General features: G+C 39.5%; 23 protein-coding genes and 1 pseudogene. 23 read left to right on the top strand and 1 reads right to left on the bottom strand.

The genetic code is table 11. The annotated features are described in order from the left end of the window. Positions 1-78 precede the first annotated feature (78 nt). The 11 genes and pseudogenes from J0B03_RS05495 to J0B03_RS05450 all read left to right on the top strand — a co-directional run bounded on the left by J0B03_RS05495 (position 79) and on the right by J0B03_RS05450 (position 9,735). The gene (locus J0B03_RS05495) at positions 79-1,482 is read left to right on the top strand and encodes an IS5 family transposase (protein ID WP_207300849.1); all 1,404 of its coding nucleotides are present in this window, start codon (positions 79-81) and stop codon (positions 1,480-1,482) included. A 336-nt stretch (positions 1,483-1,818) separates the two neighbouring features. Continuing rightward, positions 1,819-2,562, top strand: coding sequence for a response regulator transcription factor (locus tag J0B03_RS05490; protein ID WP_207300848.1), 744 nt, complete (start codon positions 1,819-1,821; stop codon positions 2,560-2,562). A gap of 340 nt (positions 2,563-2,902) precedes the next feature. Continuing rightward, the gene (locus J0B03_RS05485; RefSeq protein ID WP_207300847.1) at positions 2,903-3,808 is read left to right on the top strand and encodes a 3-methyl-2-oxobutanoate hydroxymethyltransferase; all 906 of its coding nucleotides are present in this window, start codon (positions 2,903-2,905) and stop codon (positions 3,806-3,808) included. A 119-nt stretch (positions 3,809-3,927) separates the two neighbouring features. Next, positions 3,928-4,794, top strand: a complete 867-nt coding sequence (locus tag J0B03_RS05480) for an SDR family NAD(P)-dependent oxidoreductase (RefSeq protein WP_207300846.1) — start codon at positions 3,928-3,930, stop codon at positions 4,792-4,794. Positions 4,795-4,832: 38 nt separating this feature from the next. Next, positions 4,833-5,069, top strand: a pseudogene (locus J0B03_RS12445) (hypothetical protein); the annotation flags it as partial. A gap of 7 nt (positions 5,070-5,076) precedes the next feature. After that, positions 5,077-5,460, top strand: a complete 384-nt coding sequence (locus J0B03_RS05475) for an MFS transporter (protein WP_207300845.1) — start codon at positions 5,077-5,079, stop codon at positions 5,458-5,460. Between the two features lie 35 nt (positions 5,461-5,495). Then, positions 5,496-6,074, top strand: a complete 579-nt coding sequence (locus J0B03_RS05470; RefSeq protein WP_207300844.1) for an MFS transporter — start codon at positions 5,496-5,498, stop codon at positions 6,072-6,074. A gap of 190 nt (positions 6,075-6,264) precedes the next feature. Continuing rightward, entirely contained in the window at positions 6,265-6,975 is a 711-nt protein-coding gene (locus J0B03_RS05465; RefSeq protein WP_207300843.1) for a cobalamin B12-binding domain-containing protein, read from the top strand. Positions 6,976-7,487: 512 nt separating this feature from the next. After that, positions 7,488-8,318, top strand: a complete 831-nt coding sequence (locus J0B03_RS05460; protein ID WP_207300842.1) for a DUF2971 domain-containing protein — start codon at positions 7,488-7,490, stop codon at positions 8,316-8,318. 15 nt (positions 8,319-8,333) lie between these two features. Then, a complete protein-coding gene (locus J0B03_RS05455; RefSeq protein WP_207300841.1) occupies positions 8,334-8,714 on the top strand; it encodes a hypothetical protein in 381 nt (126 codons plus the stop codon). Between the two features lie 274 nt (positions 8,715-8,988). After that, on the top strand, positions 8,989-9,735 hold the full coding sequence (locus J0B03_RS05450) for a hypothetical protein (RefSeq protein ID WP_207300840.1): 747 nt from the start codon (positions 8,989-8,991) through the stop codon (positions 9,733-9,735). A gap of 205 nt (positions 9,736-9,940) precedes the next feature. On the opposite strand, the gene J0B03_RS05445 is transcribed toward J0B03_RS05450, so the two are convergent. Further along, complete coding sequence (locus J0B03_RS05445) at positions 9,941-11,152, bottom strand: IS256 family transposase (RefSeq protein WP_207300985.1); 1,212 nt, start codon at positions 11,150-11,152, stop codon at positions 9,941-9,943. Positions 11,153-11,496: 344 nt separating this feature from the next. Between J0B03_RS05445 and J0B03_RS05440 the strand changes: the two genes are divergently transcribed. The 12 genes from J0B03_RS05440 (at position 11,497) to J0B03_RS05385 (ending at position 22,858) form a co-directional block, all read left to right on the top strand. After that, a complete protein-coding gene (locus J0B03_RS05440; RefSeq protein WP_207300839.1) occupies positions 11,497-12,198 on the top strand; it encodes an IS6 family transposase in 702 nt (233 codons plus the stop codon). A 177-nt stretch (positions 12,199-12,375) separates the two neighbouring features. Beyond that, positions 12,376-13,035, top strand: a complete 660-nt coding sequence (locus tag J0B03_RS05435) for a hypothetical protein (protein WP_207300838.1) — start codon at positions 12,376-12,378, stop codon at positions 13,033-13,035. Positions 13,036-13,105: 70 nt separating this feature from the next. After that, positions 13,106-14,032, top strand: coding sequence for a DUF3788 family protein (locus J0B03_RS05430; RefSeq protein ID WP_207300837.1), 927 nt, complete (start codon positions 13,106-13,108; stop codon positions 14,030-14,032). 269 nt (positions 14,033-14,301) lie between these two features. Further along, complete coding sequence (locus J0B03_RS05425; protein ID WP_207300836.1) at positions 14,302-15,216, top strand: Fic family protein; 915 nt, start codon at positions 14,302-14,304, stop codon at positions 15,214-15,216. Positions 15,217-15,517: 301 nt separating this feature from the next. Further along, entirely contained in the window at positions 15,518-15,985 is a 468-nt protein-coding gene (locus J0B03_RS05420; protein WP_207300835.1) for a hypothetical protein, read from the top strand. Position 15,986: 1 nt separating this feature from the next. Then, entirely contained in the window at positions 15,987-16,754 is a 768-nt protein-coding gene (locus J0B03_RS05415) for an RNA-guided endonuclease InsQ/TnpB family protein (protein WP_207300834.1), read from the top strand. A gap of 267 nt (positions 16,755-17,021) precedes the next feature. Beyond that, positions 17,022-17,456 carry a hypothetical protein gene (locus tag J0B03_RS05410; protein WP_207300833.1) on the top strand — a complete coding sequence of 145 codons (435 nt, stop codon included), beginning with the start codon at positions 17,022-17,024 and terminating at the stop codon, positions 17,454-17,456. Positions 17,457-17,622: 166 nt separating this feature from the next. After that, positions 17,623-18,561 (top strand): SDR family NAD(P)-dependent oxidoreductase, encoded by a 939-nt coding sequence (locus J0B03_RS05405; RefSeq protein WP_207300832.1) that lies wholly within the window; start codon positions 17,623-17,625, stop codon positions 18,559-18,561. Further along, a complete protein-coding gene (locus J0B03_RS05400; protein ID WP_207300831.1) occupies positions 18,558-20,168 on the top strand; it encodes a phytoene desaturase family protein in 1,611 nt (536 codons plus the stop codon). The genes J0B03_RS05405 and J0B03_RS05400 overlap by 4 nt, the downstream gene beginning before the upstream one ends. A 455-nt stretch (positions 20,169-20,623) precedes the next feature. Then, entirely contained in the window at positions 20,624-20,785 is a 162-nt protein-coding gene (locus J0B03_RS05395) for a glycine zipper domain-containing protein (RefSeq protein WP_207300830.1), read from the top strand. 169 nt (positions 20,786-20,954) lie between these two features. Further along, positions 20,955-21,569, top strand: a complete 615-nt coding sequence (locus J0B03_RS05390; protein ID WP_207300829.1) for a hypothetical protein — start codon at positions 20,955-20,957, stop codon at positions 21,567-21,569. Between the two features lie 206 nt (positions 21,570-21,775). Then, positions 21,776-22,858 (top strand): serine hydrolase domain-containing protein, encoded by a 1,083-nt coding sequence (locus J0B03_RS05385; RefSeq protein WP_246798199.1) that lies wholly within the window; start codon positions 21,776-21,778, stop codon positions 22,856-22,858. Positions 22,859-22,950: the final 92 nt, after the last annotated feature.

Raw genomic sequence — 22,950 nt, 5'->3', positions numbered from 1 at the left:
TTGATGCAAGGGGAATTTCACGAATATGCGATTATCCTTGCACTTCACGCCCCAAATACTTGTTTAGGAGCTTAAAACATGTACAGATCATCCGATAGATCACAACCTGGCTTTCTCGATTTCAATCAACCCCTCGGTCTCAAAATGAACCCCAATAACCGATGGGTAACCATGGCAAACCAAATACCTTGGGAAAAGTTCGAAGAAAAATATGCCGGCTTGTTTCCAAGCGATACCGGAAATGTGGCGAAACCTTTGCGAATGGCTTTAGGCTCTTTGATCATCCAAATAAAGTATGGATTTTCAGACCGTGAACTTGTGGAGCAGCTGACAGAGAATCCGTATTATCAGTACTTCATTGGTCTATCGGGCTATCGGGAAACCGCACCCTTTGATGCCAGTCTGTTGGTATCGTTCCGAAAGCGCATCAGTGCAGAAATGTTGATGGAAGCCAATGAATATATCATAGCAGCCGCTTCGTCCAATGATGACAATAACAGTGATGATTCTGGATCTGGATCGGACGAGCCATTGGATAAGCAGGGAGCTGCAGAAAAACCTGTTAACAAAGGAACGCTGATCCTCGATGCAACATGTGCACCTTCAAACATCCGTTACCCGCAAGACTTTTCATTGCTGAACGAGGCAAGAGAAAAGCTTGAAGCAATGATTGACCGTATTTGCAAAGACCATGGGATTTGCAAACCCAGGACTTACCGTCAAGAAGCACGAAAGAATTACCTCGCGCTTGCAAAAACGAAGAAAAGAAGCAAATCAAAAATCAGAAAAACCATCCGCAAGCAACTTGGATACGTGAAACGTGATCTTAGGTATATCGATGATTTTCTCGAAGGTGGTTATGCGCTAACAGAGAAGGAAAAACCGCTGCTGAGAACGATCCGGCTGCTGTATGAACAGCAGGATTACATGTTCAAGAATCATACCCACTCCGTTGAGAATAGAATTGTAAGCATTCAACAACCCTACCTGCGTCCCATTGTCAGAGGCAAGGTGAAAACGCCTGTTGAGTTTGGCGCAAAATTCGACCTGAGTGTTGACGAAATGGGTTATGCACGCATTGAAAAGCTTTCCTTTGATCCGTACAACGAAAGTACATGTCTGCAGAAGGCGGTCGAAAACTATAAGAGTCGTACAGGACATTACCCAGAAAGGGTACTTGTGGATCAAATCTATCGAACCCGCGCCAACCGGGAATACTGCAAAGATAAAGGCGTCCGGTTGTCAGGGCCAAAACTGGGACGTCCATCAAAAAACCATGAGCATGACAAAGCCATAGAATATCAGGACAACGTTGACCGGATCGAGGTCGAGAGAGCATTCAGTTTAAGCAAAAGGTGTTATGGCTTGGGTCTGATCAAAACCAAACTTAAAGAAACAACCACGGCAACGATAGCGCTGTCTGTTTTGGCGACGAATCTATTCAGGATTCAGTTGCGCCTATTTTTCCGGCTACTTTTCTAGTGGCCCAATTACTGGTATTTTGAAGAATCTTTAGCTGTATGAGCCAGATTGCGACTTAAACAGCAGACACTAATTATGAGTACTTATATACGCTGTATGGGGAAAATTATTGGCGTTTAGGGGGGACCCCTGTTTTAGCTATTTAGCGAAACTCAGGTCATAAAAAAGTCCAGATATTCAGATGGGTTTAGGCCGGGTGGTAAAAGTAGCTGAATTATAAATTAGAATTTGAAATCTTAATGATGAAAAGGTACAATATTATAAAAAGTTTCATTTTAACAGTGTTGCGTCGAATGTATATGACTCGATTAATGAAAAGAGTATGGAGGAATGAAGATGGCTCCTAGCGCGAATATACCCTGGCAAGAAATTTATGATGTTACCCTCGCATGTGGAAATGTGCATGAAAGAAAAGCTTTTTCTGTAGAGGTTCTATCCCAGCTAAAAAAATTATGTGATTTTGATGAGTCCTTGGTATATTTTTTAGATGGGAACGGAAAAATTTGCAATCAGTATTTAATGAATATCGATAAGCATTGGAGCACTATGTACCTTGAATATTTTTCAAAGGTAGAGGGAAGTTTCAAAATAAAAAATGTACGAGAAAATTCTACTAAGCCTATGATGAATATTCGGGCATGGAATGAAGAGAGTTCCTCAGATTTTATTTCCAACTATATTCGTCCTCGTAACTTACAATATTCTCTTGGGTTTGTCTTATTTGATATCAATGGGAGGCCTAGAACGATTTTTGCTTTGGACAGAAAAAAGGACGAAAATTTCTCTGAAAAAGAAGTGGAAATTTTGAATCTGATTATTCCTTTGTTGAACAATCTGCATAAAAACTTCTTTTCGCAAAAGACTGTTAGTCCTGGAGCTGAACATATTTCTTGGGAAACTGCGAACTTAACGCCGCGAGAGATAGAGGTGGTCAATCTCTTGTGTAAAGGTGTTTCGCCTGCAAGTATCAGTGAAACGCTGCATATTTCTCAGTCAACGACAAATAAACATATTGCTCATATTTATGAAAAGATGCATGTGTCGACTCGGCAGGAGTTGATCGTTCGATTATTAGGTTGAATATATGAAGGAAGAAATGGCGAAGTATACTGGTTGAATAACAAAATATGTATTAATTTGCGTGCAGAGTATTTGCACGCTTTTTTATTGCAAACACTAACACGTTGCCAACTTTATAATTATACCAACATTTAATAAATTGCGATATGGCTAAGATTGATAATATTTAATACCTAAGTCTGCGAATTTTTACTCTCAACCTTTTTTGATAAAGTGAAGGTGAACCAAATATCAGTAAGTCGCTATTGCCCGTGCACTGTAAAGAGTTCAATAGATTCAGGGTATTGCCGGTGCGATACAAAGCAGTGGGGCGACCATCAAAAACCAAGGAGGAGTAAAAATGTCAGAGGAAAAGAATCAAGTGGATATCAACAAAGAAGACAAAAAAGTGCAAGCATCCAAGATGAAAAAAGGAAGGAAGACCATCGCATATCTTCAGGAGAAAAAGGATAAGGGTGAGAAGATTGTTCAGATGTGCCCAGCTAACAGAGATCAATACTTTACTATGGCTGCGGAGATGGCAGGCTGTGACATTTGCAGATTGACAGTACCGGCAGAAAATACTGCTATGTCCATTGCAAATGCACCATGGTGGATACGTACGGTGCGGAATGCAGCAAAGATGATTCATATCAATTTCTACATGCAGACACCTACTTTTTCCTCAAAAGAAAAAGCGCTGGAATATGGAGCAATGTACATGGCTGAGGGTGCGGATTCCTTGTTGCCTATGGGGGTCAATAACGAGACCTTGAAATACATGGCGGACAACCATCTTGTTGTTTTCGGTCATGTAGGAGCATTGTCGGGCTGGCAGACCAGTAGACATGGAGGATACAAGCGTTTGGGCAAGACTGCTGAGGACGCAATGGATGTATTCCGCATGGCTTATGAGTACCAGGAGAATGGCATGATGGGGATGACCATCGAATTGACGCCGATTGAAGTAACCAATGCCATTGCTAAGAAGCTGCGAGTTCCGGTGATCTCTATTGCTGCAGGAGGCGCTGCAGATGGCTGTGAAATGGTAGACTTTGATACTTTCAACATGATGCCTTCACCGGTTTCCCATGCCAAGGCCTATGGCGATTTCTTCAAATGGGCTGCCGGGGCATATGCAGGATGGGCTAACGATGTCCGCACTGGTGCATATCCTGAAGATAAGCATGGTTTCCATATGGAGGAAAAAGAGCTCGACAAATTCATGGATCTTTTGGAACAAAAGCATACGATCACCACATTTTAACATATAGGACGACATCGTTGATGGTCCCATGCAATCTCTGTCGATTGAGAAGATAGGCAGAGATTGCTTAACTCTTACTATGCTGCCCGATGAGTGATTTTGATAAGGAGGAACCTAGCATGGAAAAATTATATGTTTATGATGAAAAATATGAAAAAACAAGAGGAATGGACTTGAAGATTGCGCAGAGCAATGTGCCGTTCGCAGACATGCTGAGTCTGGAAGGGAAAAGCGTTATAGTGACTGGAGGTTCAAGGGGATTAGGTTTTCATGTAGTAAACAGACTTTGTGAAGCCGGTGCGGAAGTGATGATCGTCGATATCGCCAAAGAATTTGCTCAGGATGCTCTGGAGTATTTTGCAGGCAAAGGTTATCAGGTCCAGTATAAAGAGGCGGACATCAGATCTGTCGACCAGATAAACGAAGCAGTAGAGGCAGCCATCGAAGCGTTTGGAAAAATTGATATCTTAGTGAACAATGCCGCGGTATGGAGCATGAAAAGATTTTTGGATATGACGGAAGAAACTTGGGACGCTACCATTGATACGGACCTTAAAGGAAATTATTTTTTCTGCCAGGCTGTTGCCAAAGAAATGGTAAAGCAAAACATTCGAGGGAAAATAGTCAACGTAGCATCAGTGGCAGGGCTGTCCATGGAGTCTCCTTACGGATTTTTGTCGCATTATTCATCTGCGAAAGGTGGCTTGGTGTCAGTTTCTCAATCTCTTGCAAGAGAGCTCAAACCTCTTGGGATTACGATAAACTGTGTTTTGCCTGGAGGGATGGTAACGCCTGGTGCATTGCATACGGAAGGTATGGACGCCTCAATGTATGAGATACATCAAAAGTCACCAAAAACTCCAGCGACGCGCAATCCAGATGAAGTTGCCCGAGTGGTTTTTATGATGTGTACTGATGTCTCGGCGTTTATGCATGGATCCACCATTGTAGCTGACGGTGGTGCTCGTTTGATGATACAGGAATAATGACCCAATAGATTAATGAATGGGAAAGGGGTTTAGTAATGGAAACGCGAGCTCGAAACACCTTGATTGGTGTGATTCTTATGACTGTTTGCTCTATTGGTTCGTATGTATCGATACCGATATATATTGTACCGCTTATGCAGAAACTTCAGGTTGGAGCAGGGCAAATAACTCTCTTGTTTACTGCAGCTGCGGTGGGAAGTTTGATTACGTCCTTGATGATGGGACCTCTTGTTAATAAATTCAATATTAAATGGCTGGTTGTTATTGGTGGGACATTGATTGGTAGTTTTTTTGTCCTGCTTTATCTATCTTATAGCAGTTCTTTTCGGTTTTTCCACAGTAGTAGCAGGTTTCCCGACAGCTCAGACCGAAATCAACTGGTGGTATGCAAAAGGTACTGGCAAACTGATAGGCTACTTGAGTACCTCTGTTGGAATAGGGGCTATGGTATTCCCTCTTTTAATGGCTAAAATGATCGAAGTATTTGGGGTGCAAATTGCCGCAGTCGGGCAGGGGGCTGTAATAGGAGGCTTGATTGTATTCATAGGGCTTTTTCTAGTATCTGAACAGCCTGAAAAGTACGGAATGAATCCTGTGGGTTACCAGGAAGACCGCGAGTCTGTTGGGCATCCGGAACTAATGGGAATGTTAAATCGAGTCTGAGTGTTAAACAGATCATTGGGATGCCACAGTTCTGGATGATTGTGATTGCTTTGGTGCTTATCAATACTGCAAGTACTGGATTCAACAACAATGCTTCTGCTTTTTATCAAGATAAAGGAATTGATGCGATTCAAGCAGCATTTCTGATCTCTTTAATGAGTGGTGTGAATTTTGTAGTTGCACCTTTGTACGGGGTGTTGATGGACAAGATAGGATATATCAAGGCGACAACGATATATGGCCTCATTGTAGCCGGAATATTCTTTGCTTCGACTATGTTGTATGGTTTTGTAGGAGGGGTTATAATAGCTGCACTTATGTCCTTTAAGACCTTCAATAGCATGATGGGAGCTATCACCCTACCGAAGCTATTTGGTCGGAAAGAGGCGGCCAGTCTTGTTGGTTTTACGTCTGCAGCACAGAGTGTAGGCGCTATGATTGGAGCACCTATAGCCGGCTTTATATTTGATGCAACAGGTACATATAATACATTTATGATCACAGGCGGTGTGTTGACATTACTGACAGTAGTACTTGTTATTATCGGGGCAGGAGATAAGGCAGTAGCCAGTATTAAAACTAAGCAGGAAAGTTTGAATAAAGAAGCGGTTTAGAAGTTGATAATCTTGATCTATCAGTTTCAGAGTTTGATTTCTAAAATACCAATACAGGGGGATTCACTCTTGTATTGGTATACTTTTACAGTCGGAAATGGCAGTAGTTTTTTACTTGCGAGTTTATTCTGTATTTCCACAGTATCATAGGTAAGATTTTAGTATCGGAGTATTTTGGGAGGAACATTAAATGATTGATTTATTCGCGTTAAAAAGAGCAATAGGAAAGTTAGAAGAAGATCTTGTAATGAAAATTTTGCGTGATTTCACGGAAACCAATCCATCTGAGGAGGAGGCTGAAAAAGCAGTCGCTGCATGCCAAGATGGTATGGAAGTAATAGGTGATATGTTCGAACGTGGAGAGTATTTTGTCGGTGATTTGATTTTTGCAGGAGAACTATTAACGGATGCTATGGAGATGTTAAAGTCGGTAATGGAATCAAAAGTGTCACTAAAATTCGGAACCATTGTAGTGGGAACAGTGCATGGTGACCTTCACGATATAGGAAAGAATATTTTTATAAGTATGGTAGAAGCTGCTGGATTCGAAGTGTATGATATGGGAATCGATCAACCATTGCAGGCATTTGTGGATATAGTGAAGAAATTAAATCCCGATATCATAGGAATGAGTGGAGTGTTGACTTCCTCATTGAAATCTATGAAAGACACTGTCGATGCTTTAAGAGTAGCCGGTGTAAGGGATTCTGTTAAAATTATTGTTGGAGGCAATCAGGTAACGAAAGATGTCTGTGAGTTGGTTGGGGCGGATGCCTTCACCTCAAATGCTGCAGAAGGTGTTAAGATAGTTCAGGAATGGATGAAAGCAACAAAAAGGGTAGACGTTCTGAAATATGGTATGATGACGGACCTGCAACAATGTAGTGAAAAGATTGTATAATACTGAAGTCGATTGTTAAACAGTTTATTTAACTCTCAGTTCATTTTAAATTTAAAGATGCATATTGTAGAATACGTAGAGAAAGTAACATGCTCACAAATAAATAGAAAGACTAATGCCCCGGAAACGTTGATATATCAGTGTCTCTGGGGTTTTGCTCTTTTTTGAGTAAAAGTAATTTTGCTAATTATGAGTACTTATATACGCTGTATTGGAAAATTATTGGCATTTAGGGGGGGGACCCCTATTTTAACTATTTAGCGAAACAAAAGACCGAGTTTGGTATCTAATCATAAAGATCATTTAAGTACAAAATTGGAAGAGAGCATATTTCCACAAAAAAAGTAGATTGTATTTTGATTTTGGATTAAAATACATTAGCGAACTCAATTTAGATGTATAGCCCATCCACATCGATTAATTCCTAAAAAGCATCTTAAATGGTTCTTTTTTTATTTCCAAAATATGTGATAAAATATTATCTATAAAGATTTGGGAAAGGTGGAAAGATTTTGAGTGAGGATAAGCAGGAATATCTATATCATTATACCAACGTGAGTTCATTAGCTTTGATTCTAAAAAATCGAAATATTAAATTTAATCCGTTAACCGTTCTAGATGATGCGGAAGAACAGATGATCAAGGATGAACAGCAGCATTTAAGTAAGTATTGCTTTGTAAGTTCTTGGACAGATGATGCAACAGAAAGTATTCCAATGTGGAATATGTATACAAATATTAGTGAAGGGGTTAGAATCAGACTCCCAAAGGATCCCTTTCAAGAATATGAATTTAATCAAGAAATATTTAGAAAAATTAGTAATACAAATATAACTGTTGAAGATATTGGAAAGGTTATTTTATTACCTGAGGAAATGTGTAAAACAGATTACACCATTCTTCCGTACATGAAAAAAGACTTACTTAAACAAGTTCAATACACGGATAACCTCGATGAACTGTGTCCAAAAATAATTCATATTGATGAAGTTACGAAGCGATTTAATGTGGAGATGGGTCAACTTGGCTTATTTAAAAATCACTATTGGAATTTCCAAAGAGAATGGAGATATATATTTTGGGTTTACCCATTTGGATTTTACGAAATGATTGCGAAAGGGAATGCCGTATCAACTAATTTGTTTATGAAATTATTAGAAGGAAAAGATTTGCCTTTCAATTTTTATTTTCTACAAATTGATCCACTCAAATTTAAAAATATGGAGATTACATTAAGTCCCAAAGTTAGTGAAGGGAATAGATTGATTACAGAAACGTTGATTGAAGAATATAATCCTGAAGCGAAAATAGTTGAGAGCGATTTATTTAAAAAAATAAGATAGGGAAGAGTGATCCGAATGGGAATATATGATGTTATAAAGGATGCGGTTAATATTGCTCAAAAGGCTGATAATATTGAATTGTATAGAATGATTCTCGATATACAAAAGGAAACCTTGGACTTGTTAGAAGAAAATAGAAATTTAAAAGACAAAATAAGAAATCTTAAAGAAGTAAATATAACCAATGATAATCTGATTTTAAAAGGACATTGCTATTATATTGAAAAGTCTCATGGGATCTTAGATGGTCCGTTTTGCACTACTTGCTGGGATAAAGATAAAAAACTGATCAGAATGTACATAGCTGGAAATTTTGCTACTTGCCATGTATGCAAGTTTTATACTTCAGATTATAAAAAAATAAAATGGGGTTGTAGAGCATATGAGTGTTTATAAGAAATATTAGAGCAATCTCGGGGGACATTAGAATTTTGACGGTTTAAGCTAGATTATATGATTGAAGGGACCGAATTATTTGAAGTTAAAACCAATTTTTTTTGGATAGTCCATTTTTCATCATGTAGATTGATAATTGGCATATAAGAGAAGGTGCCCTGAAGAAGTGATGAAAGAGTTTGAAGAATATTTGAATGAGCATGATTTGATTTTTATATAACCTTTTATATAACTTGAAGAATAACAATATAAAGGCAAGACGGGGGCGCATCTTATGAAGAATTTAGGCAAAAAAGTTGATAGCTGGATGGATAAGATTGTTGAAATAGCAATAAAAATTCCTATTATAGGACTTTTCATTGTGATTATAGGACTACTGTCCATAGGACTAATTACAAGCTTTATTGTTTCTACTAATTTCCCGTGGACACAAAGTATTTTAGCAGGATCGCAGGTTGCCTGGATAGGATTTTATGGAAGCGTTATTGCAGGTGCGCTTACTTTGTTTGGTGTAAGAGTTACGATAGAGCATAACGGTTTAGTTGTTAGGCAGAATAACAAAAACAGTGTAAAGCCATATTTATTAGTGAACAATATAATTAATCCAACAAAATTTAGCAACCAATATCCAAGTGTTGTTAGACAAGAGGTGAAAGTTGGGAAGAGTCTCGGAATTCAAGGCCAAGTAACTACGTATGTTCACCTTATAAATGGTGGGGTTGGAAATGCAGTAAATGTAACATGTGAATTAATAGTTCTAGATAAGAATGGGACACAACTCGAAAGCAACATGCTAAGTTTTCCGGTTGTTTCAAGAGAAAATGCTGCAGTTATGTGCATTGTTTTGTTGAACAGTCTAAAATCAAGTGAAAAGTATTTTGTTTTTAGATTAATTTACTTTGATATCATAGGAACAAAATATAGCCAAGAAATCAAAATACATTTTGAAAGTGATCAACTGTTCCATTTTGATTTAGTGCACGTAACCGATCCAAAGGAAGAAAAAGAAGAAAGGAAATAAATCTGAAAAAACAATTAACTTTCCAGAAAGTCTTGAGGACAGAAACAGACATGGAGTAGGGGATGGTTATGTTCCATGCCGCTAGTCTAATTGTTATTTAAAATTCGAAGAAATAAGTGAGATGTTGAACAATCGCAAACGTGTAATAACAAAATTCATCAGGGGGGTCTGTCAATAATTTTGTGCTTTTAGCTAGTGATCCCTTTTACGGCAGATAACTTTTGACCCGTTCCGGAAAGAATACGGACAGCTGCAGGAGGATTTGCCCCCAGTTGTGCACTCGTCCAGTCCATTTTTTCATGACATCCTGCGTTACTAAATACAGCATTTTCATCAAGGCATCATCTGTGGGAAAGATAGCTTTCCCTTTGGTCACTTTACGTAATTGACGATGGTAGCTTTCTATGATATTTGTAGTATAGATGATCTTTCTGATCTGTGGCGGGTATTTAAAGAAGGTTGCCAGTTCCGCCCAGTTATTTCGCCAGGAACTCACAATAAGAGGGTATTTGCTCCCCCAAATGGCTTCAAATTCATTGAGTGCCTCCAATCCTGCTTCCTCACTGGGTGCTTGATAGATTGGTTTTAAATCAGCTGTAACTTTTCGTAGATCCTTATAGTTGACGTATCGAACACTGTTGCGAATCTGGTGAACGATGCATTTTTGGATTTCTGCTTGCGGATAGCAGGCAGCGATTGCTTCGTTAAAACCTTTTAGATTATCGACGCTGACAATAAGAATATCCTCCACACCCCGGTTTTTCAGTTCGTTGAGTACTACCAGCCAGAACTTGGAGGTTTCGTTTTCGCCAATCCACATGCCCAGGACATCCTTCTGTCCATCCATGTCGATGCCGATGACCATATAGGCCGCTTTATTGACAATCATACCATCTTGTTTGACTTTATAATGAATGGCATCCAAGAAAACCATGGCATAAGTCCTCATAAGAGGGCGGTTTTGCCATTCCTTTATGGTAGGCATAATTTTGTTTGTAATGTTGGATATCAAGGTAGGGGAAACCTCAATCCCATAGAGCTGCTCCAAATGAGCTTGAATGTCTCTTGTGCTGACCCCTTTGGCGTACAAGGCTATGACTTGATCTTCGATGCCGGTCACGTTTCTTTGGCCTTTCTTGACGATTACAGGTTCGAATTCACTCTCTCGATCCCGTGGAATGTCCAGACTCACTTCGCCATAATCGCTGCGGACTGATTTGGAACTATGTCCATTTCGACGATTTGCAGTTTCTTTTTTGGCATCTTCGTGTTTCTGGTACCCGAGATGAGTATCCATTTCCCCTTCCAGCATGCCTTGCAGCGTTTCTGCAAACATGTCTTTGAGGACGTTTTGGATATCCTCCACGGATTGAATCTCGTTTTCTTTGATAAACTGCCTTACTTGATCCTGGGACATAATTCTTGGATTTTTGCTCTTAGCCATTTCCAACAACTCCTTAATGTTATTATAGTTGGATTAGCTAAAAGCACAATTTATTTTACACTCCCCCAAGCAATTTAAAAAAGGGGGGTAAACCAAACCAACTTACCCCCTTCAATACGTTTTGCTATATTGTATAAAACTAATGTGATGACCCATGTTGAGACTGTTGCTCTGCTGGCGAGAAAATAGGTGTATAGAATCCTTGGAAACGTTGTGGTATCAGTGTTTCGGTTCTAGTGCAAAAAACATCAATCCCTTTTCCAACTTTCTCGATCTTTGATAAAATCCAAGTATTAAGGATGAATCGAGGGCGAAAAATGACGGAAAATCTTTTTAAATGGAAGCATTATGAATCAGGGATTATTGTCTTATGTATCAGGTGGTATCTGGAATATCCTCTGAGTTATAGGATGCTGGTAGAAATGATGGCGGAAAGAGGTTTGAAAGTAACTCATACCACAATCATGAGATGGGTCCATCAATATTCCCCAATCCTTGATGAAAGAATCCGCAATAGAGTCAAGAAAACAAAAGATTCCTGGCGAATGGACGAAACATATTTGAAGATTAAGGGAAAGAATGCATATCTGTACCGGGCCGTGGATTCGGATGGGAACACGGTAGACTTCTATGTTTCAGAGAATCGTGACAAGAATGCCGCAAGAAAGTTCTTCAAGAAATCGGTAAAAGCTCCTCACAATCAGCAGCGAAGAGTCATTACAACGGACAAATATGGAGCGACAGAAATCGCTATTCTTGAAGAGATCTATTATGGAAGTTTGAGTTGTAAAACGCAATACCGGATGACAAAATATTTGAATAATATTATAGAGCAGGATCATCGGTTCATAAAAAAGAAGATCAATCCGATGCTTGGTTTTCATAGTTATGAAAGTGCATTGAAGACCATTTGTGGAATTGAAATAATGCACATGATTCGAAAAGGACAGGTTGAAGGAATTCAATGTGTCCACTCTGAAGTGAGCGTGATAAATGAAGTGCTTGGGATAGGGGCATAAGGATTCAAGAAATAAGGGTTGAGTTCTGTGCAGTTGAAATTTTTGCACCGGAACCCTGTAGAGCGCCTCGTTCATTTTCAAGCCTATTCACTAACATCTACCGTCAAGCCAGACTTAAACTCTACAGTAAATTTGATGGTATGAGCTTGAACAAATAATTTGAAAGGTGGGAGTATTTTGGATAAAGAAATACTAATAAATCGTTTAAAAGCAAAACCGGACTTGAATCTGTTAATCGTTGAAGCAATTGAAAATACAACAATCTTAATTTCCTTTTTTGAGATTGTCGTAACAGAATCATCAAGTATCAAATATACGTGTTCAAAAATCATTCGTAGGGTGAGTGAGCAAAGGCCGGAACTCATCTACCCCTACTTTGAAGATATTGTCAAGTGGACCCATCACAATAACAGTTTCATCAAATGGGACGGAATCCTAACTCTGTCTAATCTCGCAGCGGTAGACTATGAAGATAAGTTTAGGACAATCTACCAGGACTACTTTGCATTGATTCATGATCCACAGATGATTACGGCAGCTAATGTTGTTGGCAATGCATGGAAAATTGTACTTGCCAAGCCTGAACTGGAAAGTGATATCACCAGGAGATTACTAGAAGTACCAAATATTATTTATATTAATAAAGGCGAACCTTCTCCCGAGTGCAATTACATAGTGCGTGGGAAGGTGCTGGAATGTTTTGAACATTATTTTGATTGCTCGGGGAATCAAGCTGCGATGATTAAATTCGCAGAAGAACAGCTAGGTTGTCGACGAAAATCGGTGGCAAAAAACGCTGAGAAATTTTTGAGAAACCATTCAGGCAAAAGAATATAATCCATTGAATTCAGGTGTTTCTGAGATTGAAAGAACAGGATATATGTGTGTTAAATGAAGAGGTGTATCTATGGATGAAAAATTGATCGCCCCTTGCGGGATGAACTGCGCTTTATGTATCGCTTATCAGTTTAAAGAAAATGATTTCAACAAACGAGGGTTTCATAAAAAATATTGCCCGGGATGCATTCCGCGGGGAGAAAACTGCACGCATATGAGAGATGCGTGTGAATTGTTGGCAAAAGGAAGCGTTCGTTTTTGTTTTGAATGCGAAATATTCCCTTGTAAGAGATTGAAGGCATTGGATAAGCGCTACCGTACAAAATACCATATGAGCATGATAGAAAACCTCAACGACATCAAGGAATTTGGCATGGAAGAATTCTTGAAGAAGGAACGTGATAAATGGCGTTGTACAGGGTGTGGAGGGACTATTTGCTGCCATAACGGACTATGTCTAAATTGTAATATTGATACGCTTGTTATAAACAAAAAATATCGGTGGGAAATGGATAATAAAAAATCGGAAACTGAAGTTATAAGATCAACTAAGGAACAAATGCTCAGAAACCCTGATATTCAACCGTCGAGTGACGTTATTTCAAAGGCACTTGGTGAATCGAACAACGCCTATATAAAGTTTATCAACGAACTTGCATGCCACGATATTCAGTTGGAATGGCGTTACTACATCGACGGTAAGGCGTGGCTGGCAAAGGGAATTTATAAGTGGACAGGCGTTCGAGGCGGTCAAAATGAAACAACTGTTTTTTGGTTATCGATTTGGAACAGTTTTTTCAAGGTGACTATCTATGTTCCCGAAAAAGCCCGTGTAGATGTATTAAGTCTTCCTCTTGACAATGAGGTGAAGCGAATGATATCGGGCGTGCAACAAATGGGAAAACTGAAATATTTTCCCATAGTTTTCGACTTGTGTTCGGATGAAATGTTTGATGCCGTTTTCTTGCTTGCTGATTTCAGGAAAAGGATAAAATAGACGGTGAAATGAATGGAAATTAAGCAATACAGTAAAGCGGATGAAAATTTGATTTCATCTTTGCTGTCCCATCCAATAATGACTGACTTCTGTGTATTTGAAGTTTTTGCACCAGAACCTCAAAACAGAGTATCGCTTTTCCTCTGCGGTTCAATTCACTAGTAAAAATCTCCTCGATTAAAAGGAATGATACGATTGTAAATGTTAGATTATAAGTTGATATTATTCCGAATGCGCAGTATACTGAAAGAGTAACGGAGGTGAAAAATGTGGAATATATTACAGTAAAACAGGCTGCGGAGCGATGGGGACTATCCGATCGCCGTGTTCGTGTACTTTGTAAGGAGGGGCGGATTAAGGGGGTTATCAGAGACGGACGATCCTACCTCATTCCGGAGGATTCATTAAAGCCAATCGATGGACGCAGTCTCCGCGGCAAGGAGATTCCAAAACAATACGCCGCACTCTTTGAGACTATCGATGAGATGAAGGCAGAAATAGACCGACGACGTCCATTGACAAGCGGAGAATTAAAGCGTTTGCAGGACGAATTCTTAGTGGAATTTACATACAACTCAAACGCCATTGAGGGTAATACCCTTACACTTCGGGAAACGGCACTAGCCTTGGAGGGTGTGACAATTGATCAAAAACCGCTTAAAGACCATCTTGAAGCAGTGGGGCATCGCGACGCATTTCGTTATGTTGTTACCCTTGTCAGTGGAAATGTTCCTATTTCGGAACGGATATTACGTGAAATTCACGCACTTGTTTTGATTGACAGACCAGAAGATAAGGGTGTCTATAGGAGAATACCGGTGAAGATTATGGGTGCGCACCATGAACCTCCGCAACCATATCTTGTTCCAGTTCAAATGGAGCGGTTGATCGCGGAGTTATCCAGTGAAAACCGGCATATCATACATACTGCAGCTTTATTCCATCTGATTTTTGAGGGAATTCATCCTTTTGTTGACGGGAATGGGCGTGCTGGCCGGTTAATATTGAATCTCATGCTCATGCAGGCGGGATATCCGCCTATCGATGTGAAGTTTGCTGATCGAAGAAAATATTACTCTTGTTTTGATAGCTATTATCGGGATAACGATGCATCTCCGATGGTGAATATGATTGGAGAATACGTGAAAGATAGGCTTTCACAATATTTGAGTTTGTTGCGATAATGCATATCAAGAAAGTTGAAAATAACAGGGGGCATAAACCATACAAACTTAGCCCCCTCAATACGTTGGTTCCTTTGCAAAAATATCTGAACAGAAAATCCACATATTCAATTCTTGAAATATTTGATAGAATTAATTTATCAACTTAGGCAAGAATACACCCCGTTCTATAACCGGGTGATGAATTGCCTGGTTTTTGCATACTATAAATAATCTGTAAATATCATTCTAAGTAGTGGACATCCTGCTATTGGAGAAGCATAATTAGAACATACGTTCCCTTTCGAACAGGAGGTTCCTCATGCGTCTTGCCTTGAAATACTACCCAAAATTAACAACCACACAGCTCCAAATCGTGGAGGAACTGTCCTTCCACACCACCAAACTCTACAACATTGCCAACTACCAGTGTCGGGAGGAAGGGTGGATCTCTTACGTGGAGCTGGAAAGGCAGCTGCAAGATAACTGGCATCGGGATCATCTTCATTCCCATACCTACCAGCAGTGCCTCAAGCTCTTAGACCAGGACTGGCTTTCGAAGCAGGGAGGATCACAACAAGAACCCACACAAGTACCTGGGTCCCCCCCATCCCCCAAGATACAAGGGCGGAACTTTCAAGAACCAAGTCCTCTTCACCAACTTTGCCCTCCGCCTGAAAGGAAGGGTGTTGAAACTGTCCCTGTCCAAAGCTATGCAGAAAACCCACTGTCTACCAAGTCTCGATGTGACACTCCCACCATGGGTGTTGCAGCAGTTGGGTGGCAATAAAATGCAGCAAGCATGTTTTTCCTGGGACAAGATGCAAAGAAGATGGGTGCTTCGCTTCATCTACAAGGTGGAAGAAAAGGTCCTGCCAGAATCCTGGAACAATGTGATGAGCATCGACCTGGGTCTGGACAATCTGTGCGCCATCACCTTCCAGCGCAGCATGGAACAAGTCCTAATAAACGGGAAGACCTTGAAAGCAAAGAACGCTTATTACAACCAGCAGATCCGACGGTTTACCGGCCTGGAGATGAAGCAAACAGGTGCCGCCAATTACCAGACCACCAAGAGGATCCGCCGCTTGTACCAGAAACGGCACAACTACCTCCAGGATGCCCTCCACAAGGTGAGCCGCAAGGTGGTGGATCTGGCTGTGAGTCATGGTTGCCATACCATCGTTCTGGGAGATCTCAAAGGAATCAAGCAACACTCTCCCATCAAGGGGTTTGTCCAGATCCCCGTCCAGCGACTGGTGGAGATGATCAAGTACAAGGCAGCCCTGGTGGGGATGGAAGTGGTACTGGTAAAGGAAGCCTATACTTCCGGAGTCAGTGCCTACGACCTGGAGCCTGTAGAAAAGGGTTCCTACAACAAGAGCCGGCGTATCCAAAGAGGACTGTTCCAGACTCAGGATCAACAACTGGTAAACAGCGACATCAACGGATCCTTAAACATCTTGAGGATCTATGACAAACATGTAGTCCCCATGCCCGTTGCCGGGTGGAGGGATAATGGGTGCTTGAACCACCCTGCAAGGATCACGGTTGCCTGAGCGATCAAGATCCATCGGATAAGGGGACCCTGGCTGACAGGGGGAAACTTAAATCCCAAACTCTTTGCGAACAGGAATGTCCGGTTTCATGAATCGGAATCTCCCGCTTCAAACCTTTGGTTAAGCGGGGGTAGTTCAACAACAGCGAATTGAGGGCGAAGAATGCCTGAGAATGTTTTCAAATAGGTGCAATATAAAGTGAAAAAACATCTATTGATGAAGTGACAAAGATGAAGCAAATAATAAATTTGTAGTGAGGTTGAAAACATGCCTATATTGATGATCGCGATTTTTCTGTTCACTGTGCTTGAGGTATCAAATGTTATAACGTTATATTTTTTTCCAGGTTCACAAAGAGCAAACGGAGTAGGAGTCTTTAATGCATGGGAAAAATCTAAGGCGGACCCTGAAATGCATAGATTTGTTCGATATCTGGTAAATTGGGTGGCTGGTACCAAGTTGATTTTTCTTGCGCTTTTAATAGTGATTTTGTTTACGGGTGGAGAAGCCACAAAGCTGTGGACAGTGGTCGCTTTGATCGTCTCTATATTATCGTTTTTTTGGAGATTGTTTCCCATAATCAGGGAAATGGATAAAAACAGCCAAATTACGCCGAAAGGCTATTCAAAATCACTGTGCATTATGATTATTTTCTTTGTTGCCGTGTTTTTTGCAGCGCTCTTACTATCGATATTCCTATAAACAAAATAGTGATTCGCTCCCCGATTCTTGCGTTATTAATCTCACTTTGATATTCTAAAACAAAAAATTCTATTGTATTGGAATCCACGTGAAGTCATTGATGATCCGCTGAAAAAACTGTGGAAACTTCTCGTTGCTCAAGACATTTTTCGTTAATGGAGGTTGTATGAATAAATATTTTAAACAATATAAATGGTCAAATATTTTTAAAATGCTGCATAATCAAAAATTAGACCCTGAAATTTGTACGGATGATTTTAAGAATCGTTTGGTGGTCATTACTGGAGCAACTTCCGGTATAGGTTATGACGCTGCAAAAAAATATGCTTCTCATGGCGCTGATATTTTATGTATCAACAGAAATGAGGAAAAATCAAAAAAACTGTGCGAAATGCTTAAGAGCCATTACGGTGCCATTTGTTCCTATATGATCGCTGATTTTTCAAGATTAGACGATAGTCATAGAGTAGGGAAAAAACTGGCGGCACTGGAGAGAGACATAGATGTTTTCATTCATAATGCGGGTGTCCATCTTACAAAAAAAACTTATACGGAAGATCATCTCGAACAGGTTTTTCAAACGAATTATTTGAGTACATTTATCATCAATTACTATATTAAGGAAAAATTTATCAAACAAAAACGGGGGCGCATCATATTCGTAAATTCCGAGGCTCATCGTTTTGCCGTTTGGGGTCTTCACTTGGATGACCTTGGATATGATAAACATTCATACTCAGGACTAAAAAGCTATGGTGCGGCAAAATTGGCACAACTACTGTCAATGATAAAATTCGATGAGTATTTTTCTGGGACCGGAGTAACGATAAATGCGATGCATCCGGGGAATGTGAAAACCAATAGTGGTAAAAGTAATGGTAAGCTTTACAAATTATTTAAAAAAGCAATTATTGATGTAAATGCAAGATCCATAGACAATTCTTCCGAATCATTGTACTTTCTGGGTGTTTCCAAGAAGGTCGAGAATATAAGCGGTAGGTTTTTTAATCTTACAACGGAAGAAGAACCTGCACCGCCTGCATTGGACCGGGCAGAAGCAGAAAAATTGTGGCTATTGAGTCTCGAATTAGGAGGATTAAGGTGAATAACAAAAAAGGCAAAGTTGTAATCGTTGGAGCTGGAATGGGAGGCTTGACTGCTAGCGCCTATCTATGTAAAGAAAATTATGATGTTTTATTGTTAGAAAAAAATGATAGAACGGGAGGATTAGTACATACATTTTCGCGGGAAGGGTTTTCCTTTGATACTGGACCAAGAGCTTTTGTGAATTCCGGAATGGTGAAACCTATTTTGAAAGATCTAGGCATTGAGTGGGAAACCATGGAAAATGTAATTTCATTAGCAATAGAAGACCAGATGTTTCGAGTTGATTCTATGGATTCACTTAATGATTACAAGCAGACATTAATCAATTTATATCCTGAGGATGCTGACGATATAGAGAAGATAGGTAAGAGCATTCAAAAGCTTTCGGAATATACAAAAACGTTGTATGCATTCGATAATCCTTATTTTGTGGATTACATGAGTGATAAGAAATTTGTTCTTACAAAATTACTACCTTGGACATTCAAGTTGCTTTATACTTTAAGAAAATTCAAGCAGTTTAATATGCCAATGGAAGAATTTCTCGGGGATCTAACGGACAACGAGTCCCTAAAAGACATACTGACTCAGTTTTTCTTTAGAAAAACACCCACTTATTTTGCACTGGGATATTTTCACGTTTGGCTTGATTACTTTTATCCAAAAGGCGGAACGGGTGTTTTGCCAAAACTTTTACATGAGAAGATTTTAGAAGGCGGCGGAAAATTCAAACTTAATACGACTATAAAAGAAGTTATTCCATCAAAATCGAAAGTTACCGATTCAGATGGGAATATCTATGAATATGATCATCTTATATGGGCGGCAGACTTGAAAACGTTGTATAAGGGACTCAATACAATAGGATTAGACGAGAATGTTACTAAAAAGATAGCTGCTCAAAGCGAGATGATTTTTTCTTCCAAGCCTGCTGAATCCAGCTTTATCCTGTATCTTGCAGTAGATCGCCCTCTTTCATACTTCAGAGAAAAAGGAGGGGAGCATGCGTTCTATACTCCATCACGAAAAGGCTTGGGAAAGACAAATCGAGAAACAAAGGAAGAACTTATAGAGGATTTTGAAAAGAAATCCAAGGAAGAAGTATTTGCTTGGTTAAATGATTTTTGTAATTTAAATACTTTCGAAGTTTCGATACCGGCTCTTAGAGATTCTACCCTTGCCCCAGATGGAAAGACGGGAATAATGATCAGTTGTCTTTTTGATTATGATGTTGTCGATAAAATCAATGGGGCTGGTTGGATAGATGAGTTTAAAAACGAAATGGAGAATCAAATCATAAAAATATTCTCGAAATCCTTCTACCAGGATTTCGAAAAGGATATTCTATTTAAATTTTCAACGACGCCCTTGACAATTCGCAAGACGGTTGGAAGCACTGGCGGAGCTATAGTAGGCTGGTCCTTTGAAACAAAATCACCTGTTTTCAACGAACTGAAAGATATGCCGAAATCGGCTCAAACTCCTATCCCAAATGTATTTCAAGCGGGCCAATGGGCCTATGCTCCAGCGGGGGTTCCTATTGCAATGCTAACAGGCTGGCATGCGACCCAGGAAATCATAAGAAATCAAGGAAAAAATAAATAAAAACAAACTGTGCGCCGAAGTTGATCAACTTGCCTTTTAAGTGATCAGTTATCTTGCATAGTTGGTGCAGACACTTAAGGTGATTCTACTAAACTAACGGCAAGAAAGGAGCGTGGGTGTTTGAGATTTTGATCTTATATTCGTCTTCAAGAATTTCTTGAAATGGAAGCATTATGAATCAGAGATTATTATCTTGAGCATCAGGTGGTATTTGAAATATCCTTTGAGTTATAGAATGCTGGAAGTAAAATAGAAGCAATCGCCCTTGGAAGTGGCGTATTTACCTTGTTTTCATGGGCTTCTTTGGTTTTTGGGTTCAACCGTTAGCAAACAGGAGTATATGCATGCAATTTGAACTACTCCCGCTTCAAACCTTTGGTTAAGCGGGGGTAGTTCAATTTTCTGGAGTGATATTGTACAATAGTATTGTATAGTGTGAAAAGGAGGTTATTGTATTGAGTACCAAAGAAAACAAAAACGGTGGTGTATCATATTTAGCAATAGGACTTGCACTTGGAGTTGCACTTGGAGCAGCATTTGATAATCTGGCAATTGGAATAGCAATCGGAGTTGCAGTAGGTGCTGGACTAGACGGAAGGAAGGAAAAGAAGAAGTAATTGGACGTAAATGAAAAAGAAGATTTTCTTTCATTCAAGAAAATCTTATAGTTGAGTTCCTTGCCTTACATCAGAATGATAAATTTAGTAAGATCAATAGTGAATTATTCCAATACCTGTATACGCTCATAATAGCTGTTAGCCACAAAGTATTGAGAGGTGTTGTGTATTGAAAAGTAGAAATACCATCGAGGAATATTATGAATATCGAGACAAGATAGGTAATAGAACAGAACTCTACAGAGTAGTTGCTAAGAGGTATGGTGTAGCAAGTGCTCTGTATCCAGGAAGCCACATTGATATTGCACCATCTTTGGTTATACCTAAGGTAATTTATATTGATAACTTCAAAGGAGCGATTAGTTTCTTTAAGAACATGGAAATGATAAAAAAATATATTGCTGATAAAAAAGAGTATGAGGAACCTTGTGACATAGTTTTCATGGGTCAAGACTATACAGGAGAATTGGATATTGAATCTGTTGATTTGATCATTTCTCAATATGCAGGTTTTGTTGGACAAGCAACGAAAAAATATTTGAAAGCGAGTGGCATTCTGTTGTGCAATGATAGTCATGGAGATGCCACTTTATCTAGATTTGACGATGATTTTGAATTCATTGGAGTCATCGGTAAGAATAATAGAGTCATCGATACCAATCTGGATGATTATTTTGTATTACCAAGAAGTAAAAATGTTGATTTAGTAAAAGTTAAAGAGAAGATGAAAGGACCTAAGTATAAGCTAACAGCTGAAAACTATTTATTTCGCAAAGTCATATAATTCATTAGCAAAGCAATGTTTATATCGCCCTTGATTATGAAAGAGGTTAGGAAAAATATGGAAGAAAGCAACTATTTTTTAGAATTCTGACGAAGGTATCACGGTTTGAGGCTGGAAATATCTGATACTATGATGCGAGTGATTGCTTCAATGCAGGATTTTTAAGGAATTGTTTAGCCTAGGGTCTGTTTAGAAAGGAATAGGTTATGAAAAAAAAGAATCGAATCGTTCAAATATTTAGAATAATTATGCCTATGATAGGGATAATCTGTCTTGTTGTTTTCCCACCGTGGGACGGAATATGTGCTTGGATAACACCATTACCTGACACTGTCCAAGAACAGGTCGATGACGCAATAAGTAGTGGATTAGATGGAATAATTGTGTATGTTGATGAAGCAGGCCAGCCACCAGCGTTTTATACTGCAGGCTGGAAAGATCGAGACAATCAAATACCGGCCGATCCTCAATCATTCTTCAAGATTGGCAGTATCGGCAAGTTATACGATGCTGTTGCTGTTACCAAACTGGTCAATGACGAACGTTTATATTTGGACAAAACCCTTGCAGACTACTTGCCAGAGCTAGCGGAAAGAATTGAATATGCAGATCAGATAACCCTCAGAATGATGGTCCAGCATCGAAGTGGCATTCCCAATATAACCGACCAGCCTGGTTACCGTTGGGATAGCCCACCAGAAACAAATATTGAAGCACTTGCCTTGGTATTGGATATGCCTGCAGACTTTAAACCAGATGAAAAATATAGCTATTCAAATACAAACTATTTACTGATATCTGAAATCATTGAGAAGGTGTTGGGTTACAGCAATTTCCAATACATCAAGGAGGAGATTTTATCTCCGTTAGGATTAGAGAATACCTTCGGTTCGATTCGTAATGTGAATTTAGATGATGTTATGAGCGGCTACTACGTAGGAGTTGAGTCAGATTTTAAGCAAATTGATGCTGGAATGGTAGCTACAGCTGAGGATGTGGGTATATTCTTGAGAGCATTAAACGATGGATCATTACTGAACGATAATGAACAGGCTGTTTACTCTTCTATTTATGTTTATGGACATACCGGCTGGGTACTAGGATACCAAAGTTTTGCTCGTTACCACAAGGACATTGATACGGTCGTGGTTCAGTTTGTGAATACAACCGGGGGAACCCCGATTTTACCGTTTTTTGATACACAGGGCGGAACAAAGGTGATGGTATCGGAAGTTGTTTACGATCGTATTGTCCGAATACTTCGTAAGGAAATTAATCTTAATGAGTAAGGACAAAGACAAGGGGACAGATACTTTGTTCCGTAAGATGGTATTGTCAAGGGAGGTCTAAATTTGCATGAAAAATGCGCTTAAAAATGCAG

It is taken from the genome of Alkalibacter rhizosphaerae (genome assembly GCF_017352215.1).
Classification (GTDB): Bacteria; Bacillota; Clostridia; order Eubacteriales; family Alkalibacteraceae; genus Alkalibacter; species Alkalibacter rhizosphaerae.
This window is presented reverse-complemented; position numbering and strand designations above follow the sequence as displayed.

Coding starts and splice junctions, on each gene's coding strand:
- J0B03_RS05415 (WP_207300834.1), top strand. CDS start 15,987: ATGCAGCAAGCATGTTTTTCCTGGGACAAGATGCAAAGAAGATGGGTG.
- J0B03_RS05495 (WP_207300849.1), top strand. CDS start 79: ATGTACAGATCATCCGATAGATCACAACCTGGCTTTCTCGATTTCAAT.
- J0B03_RS05405 (WP_207300832.1), top strand. CDS start 17,623: ATGAATAAATATTTTAAACAATATAAATGGTCAAATATTTTTAAAATG.
- J0B03_RS05470 (WP_207300844.1), top strand. CDS start 5,496: ATGATTGTGATTGCTTTGGTGCTTATCAATACTGCAAGTACTGGATTC.
- J0B03_RS05480 (WP_207300846.1), top strand. CDS start 3,928: ATGGAAAAATTATATGTTTATGATGAAAAATATGAAAAAACAAGAGGA.
- J0B03_RS05445 (WP_207300985.1), bottom strand. CDS start 11,152: ATGTCCCAGGATCAAGTAAGGCAGTTTATCAAAGAAAACGAGATTCAA.
- J0B03_RS05385 (WP_246798199.1), top strand. CDS start 21,776: ATGAAAAAAAAGAATCGAATCGTTCAAATATTTAGAATAATTATGCCT.
- J0B03_RS05430 (WP_207300837.1), top strand. CDS start 13,106: ATGGATGAAAAATTGATCGCCCCTTGCGGGATGAACTGCGCTTTATGT.
- J0B03_RS05420 (WP_207300835.1), top strand. CDS start 15,518: ATGCGTCTTGCCTTGAAATACTACCCAAAATTAACAACCACACAGCTC.
- J0B03_RS05450 (WP_207300840.1), top strand. CDS start 8,989: ATGAAGAATTTAGGCAAAAAAGTTGATAGCTGGATGGATAAGATTGTT.
- J0B03_RS05410 (WP_207300833.1), top strand. CDS start 17,022: ATGCCTATATTGATGATCGCGATTTTTCTGTTCACTGTGCTTGAGGTA.
- J0B03_RS05440 (WP_207300839.1), top strand. CDS start 11,497: ATGACGGAAAATCTTTTTAAATGGAAGCATTATGAATCAGGGATTATT.
- J0B03_RS05485 (WP_207300847.1), top strand. CDS start 2,903: ATGTCAGAGGAAAAGAATCAAGTGGATATCAACAAAGAAGACAAAAAA.
- J0B03_RS05490 (WP_207300848.1), top strand. CDS start 1,819: ATGGCTCCTAGCGCGAATATACCCTGGCAAGAAATTTATGATGTTACC.
- J0B03_RS05465 (WP_207300843.1), top strand. CDS start 6,265: ATGATTGATTTATTCGCGTTAAAAAGAGCAATAGGAAAGTTAGAAGAA.
- J0B03_RS05455 (WP_207300841.1), top strand. CDS start 8,334: ATGGGAATATATGATGTTATAAAGGATGCGGTTAATATTGCTCAAAAG.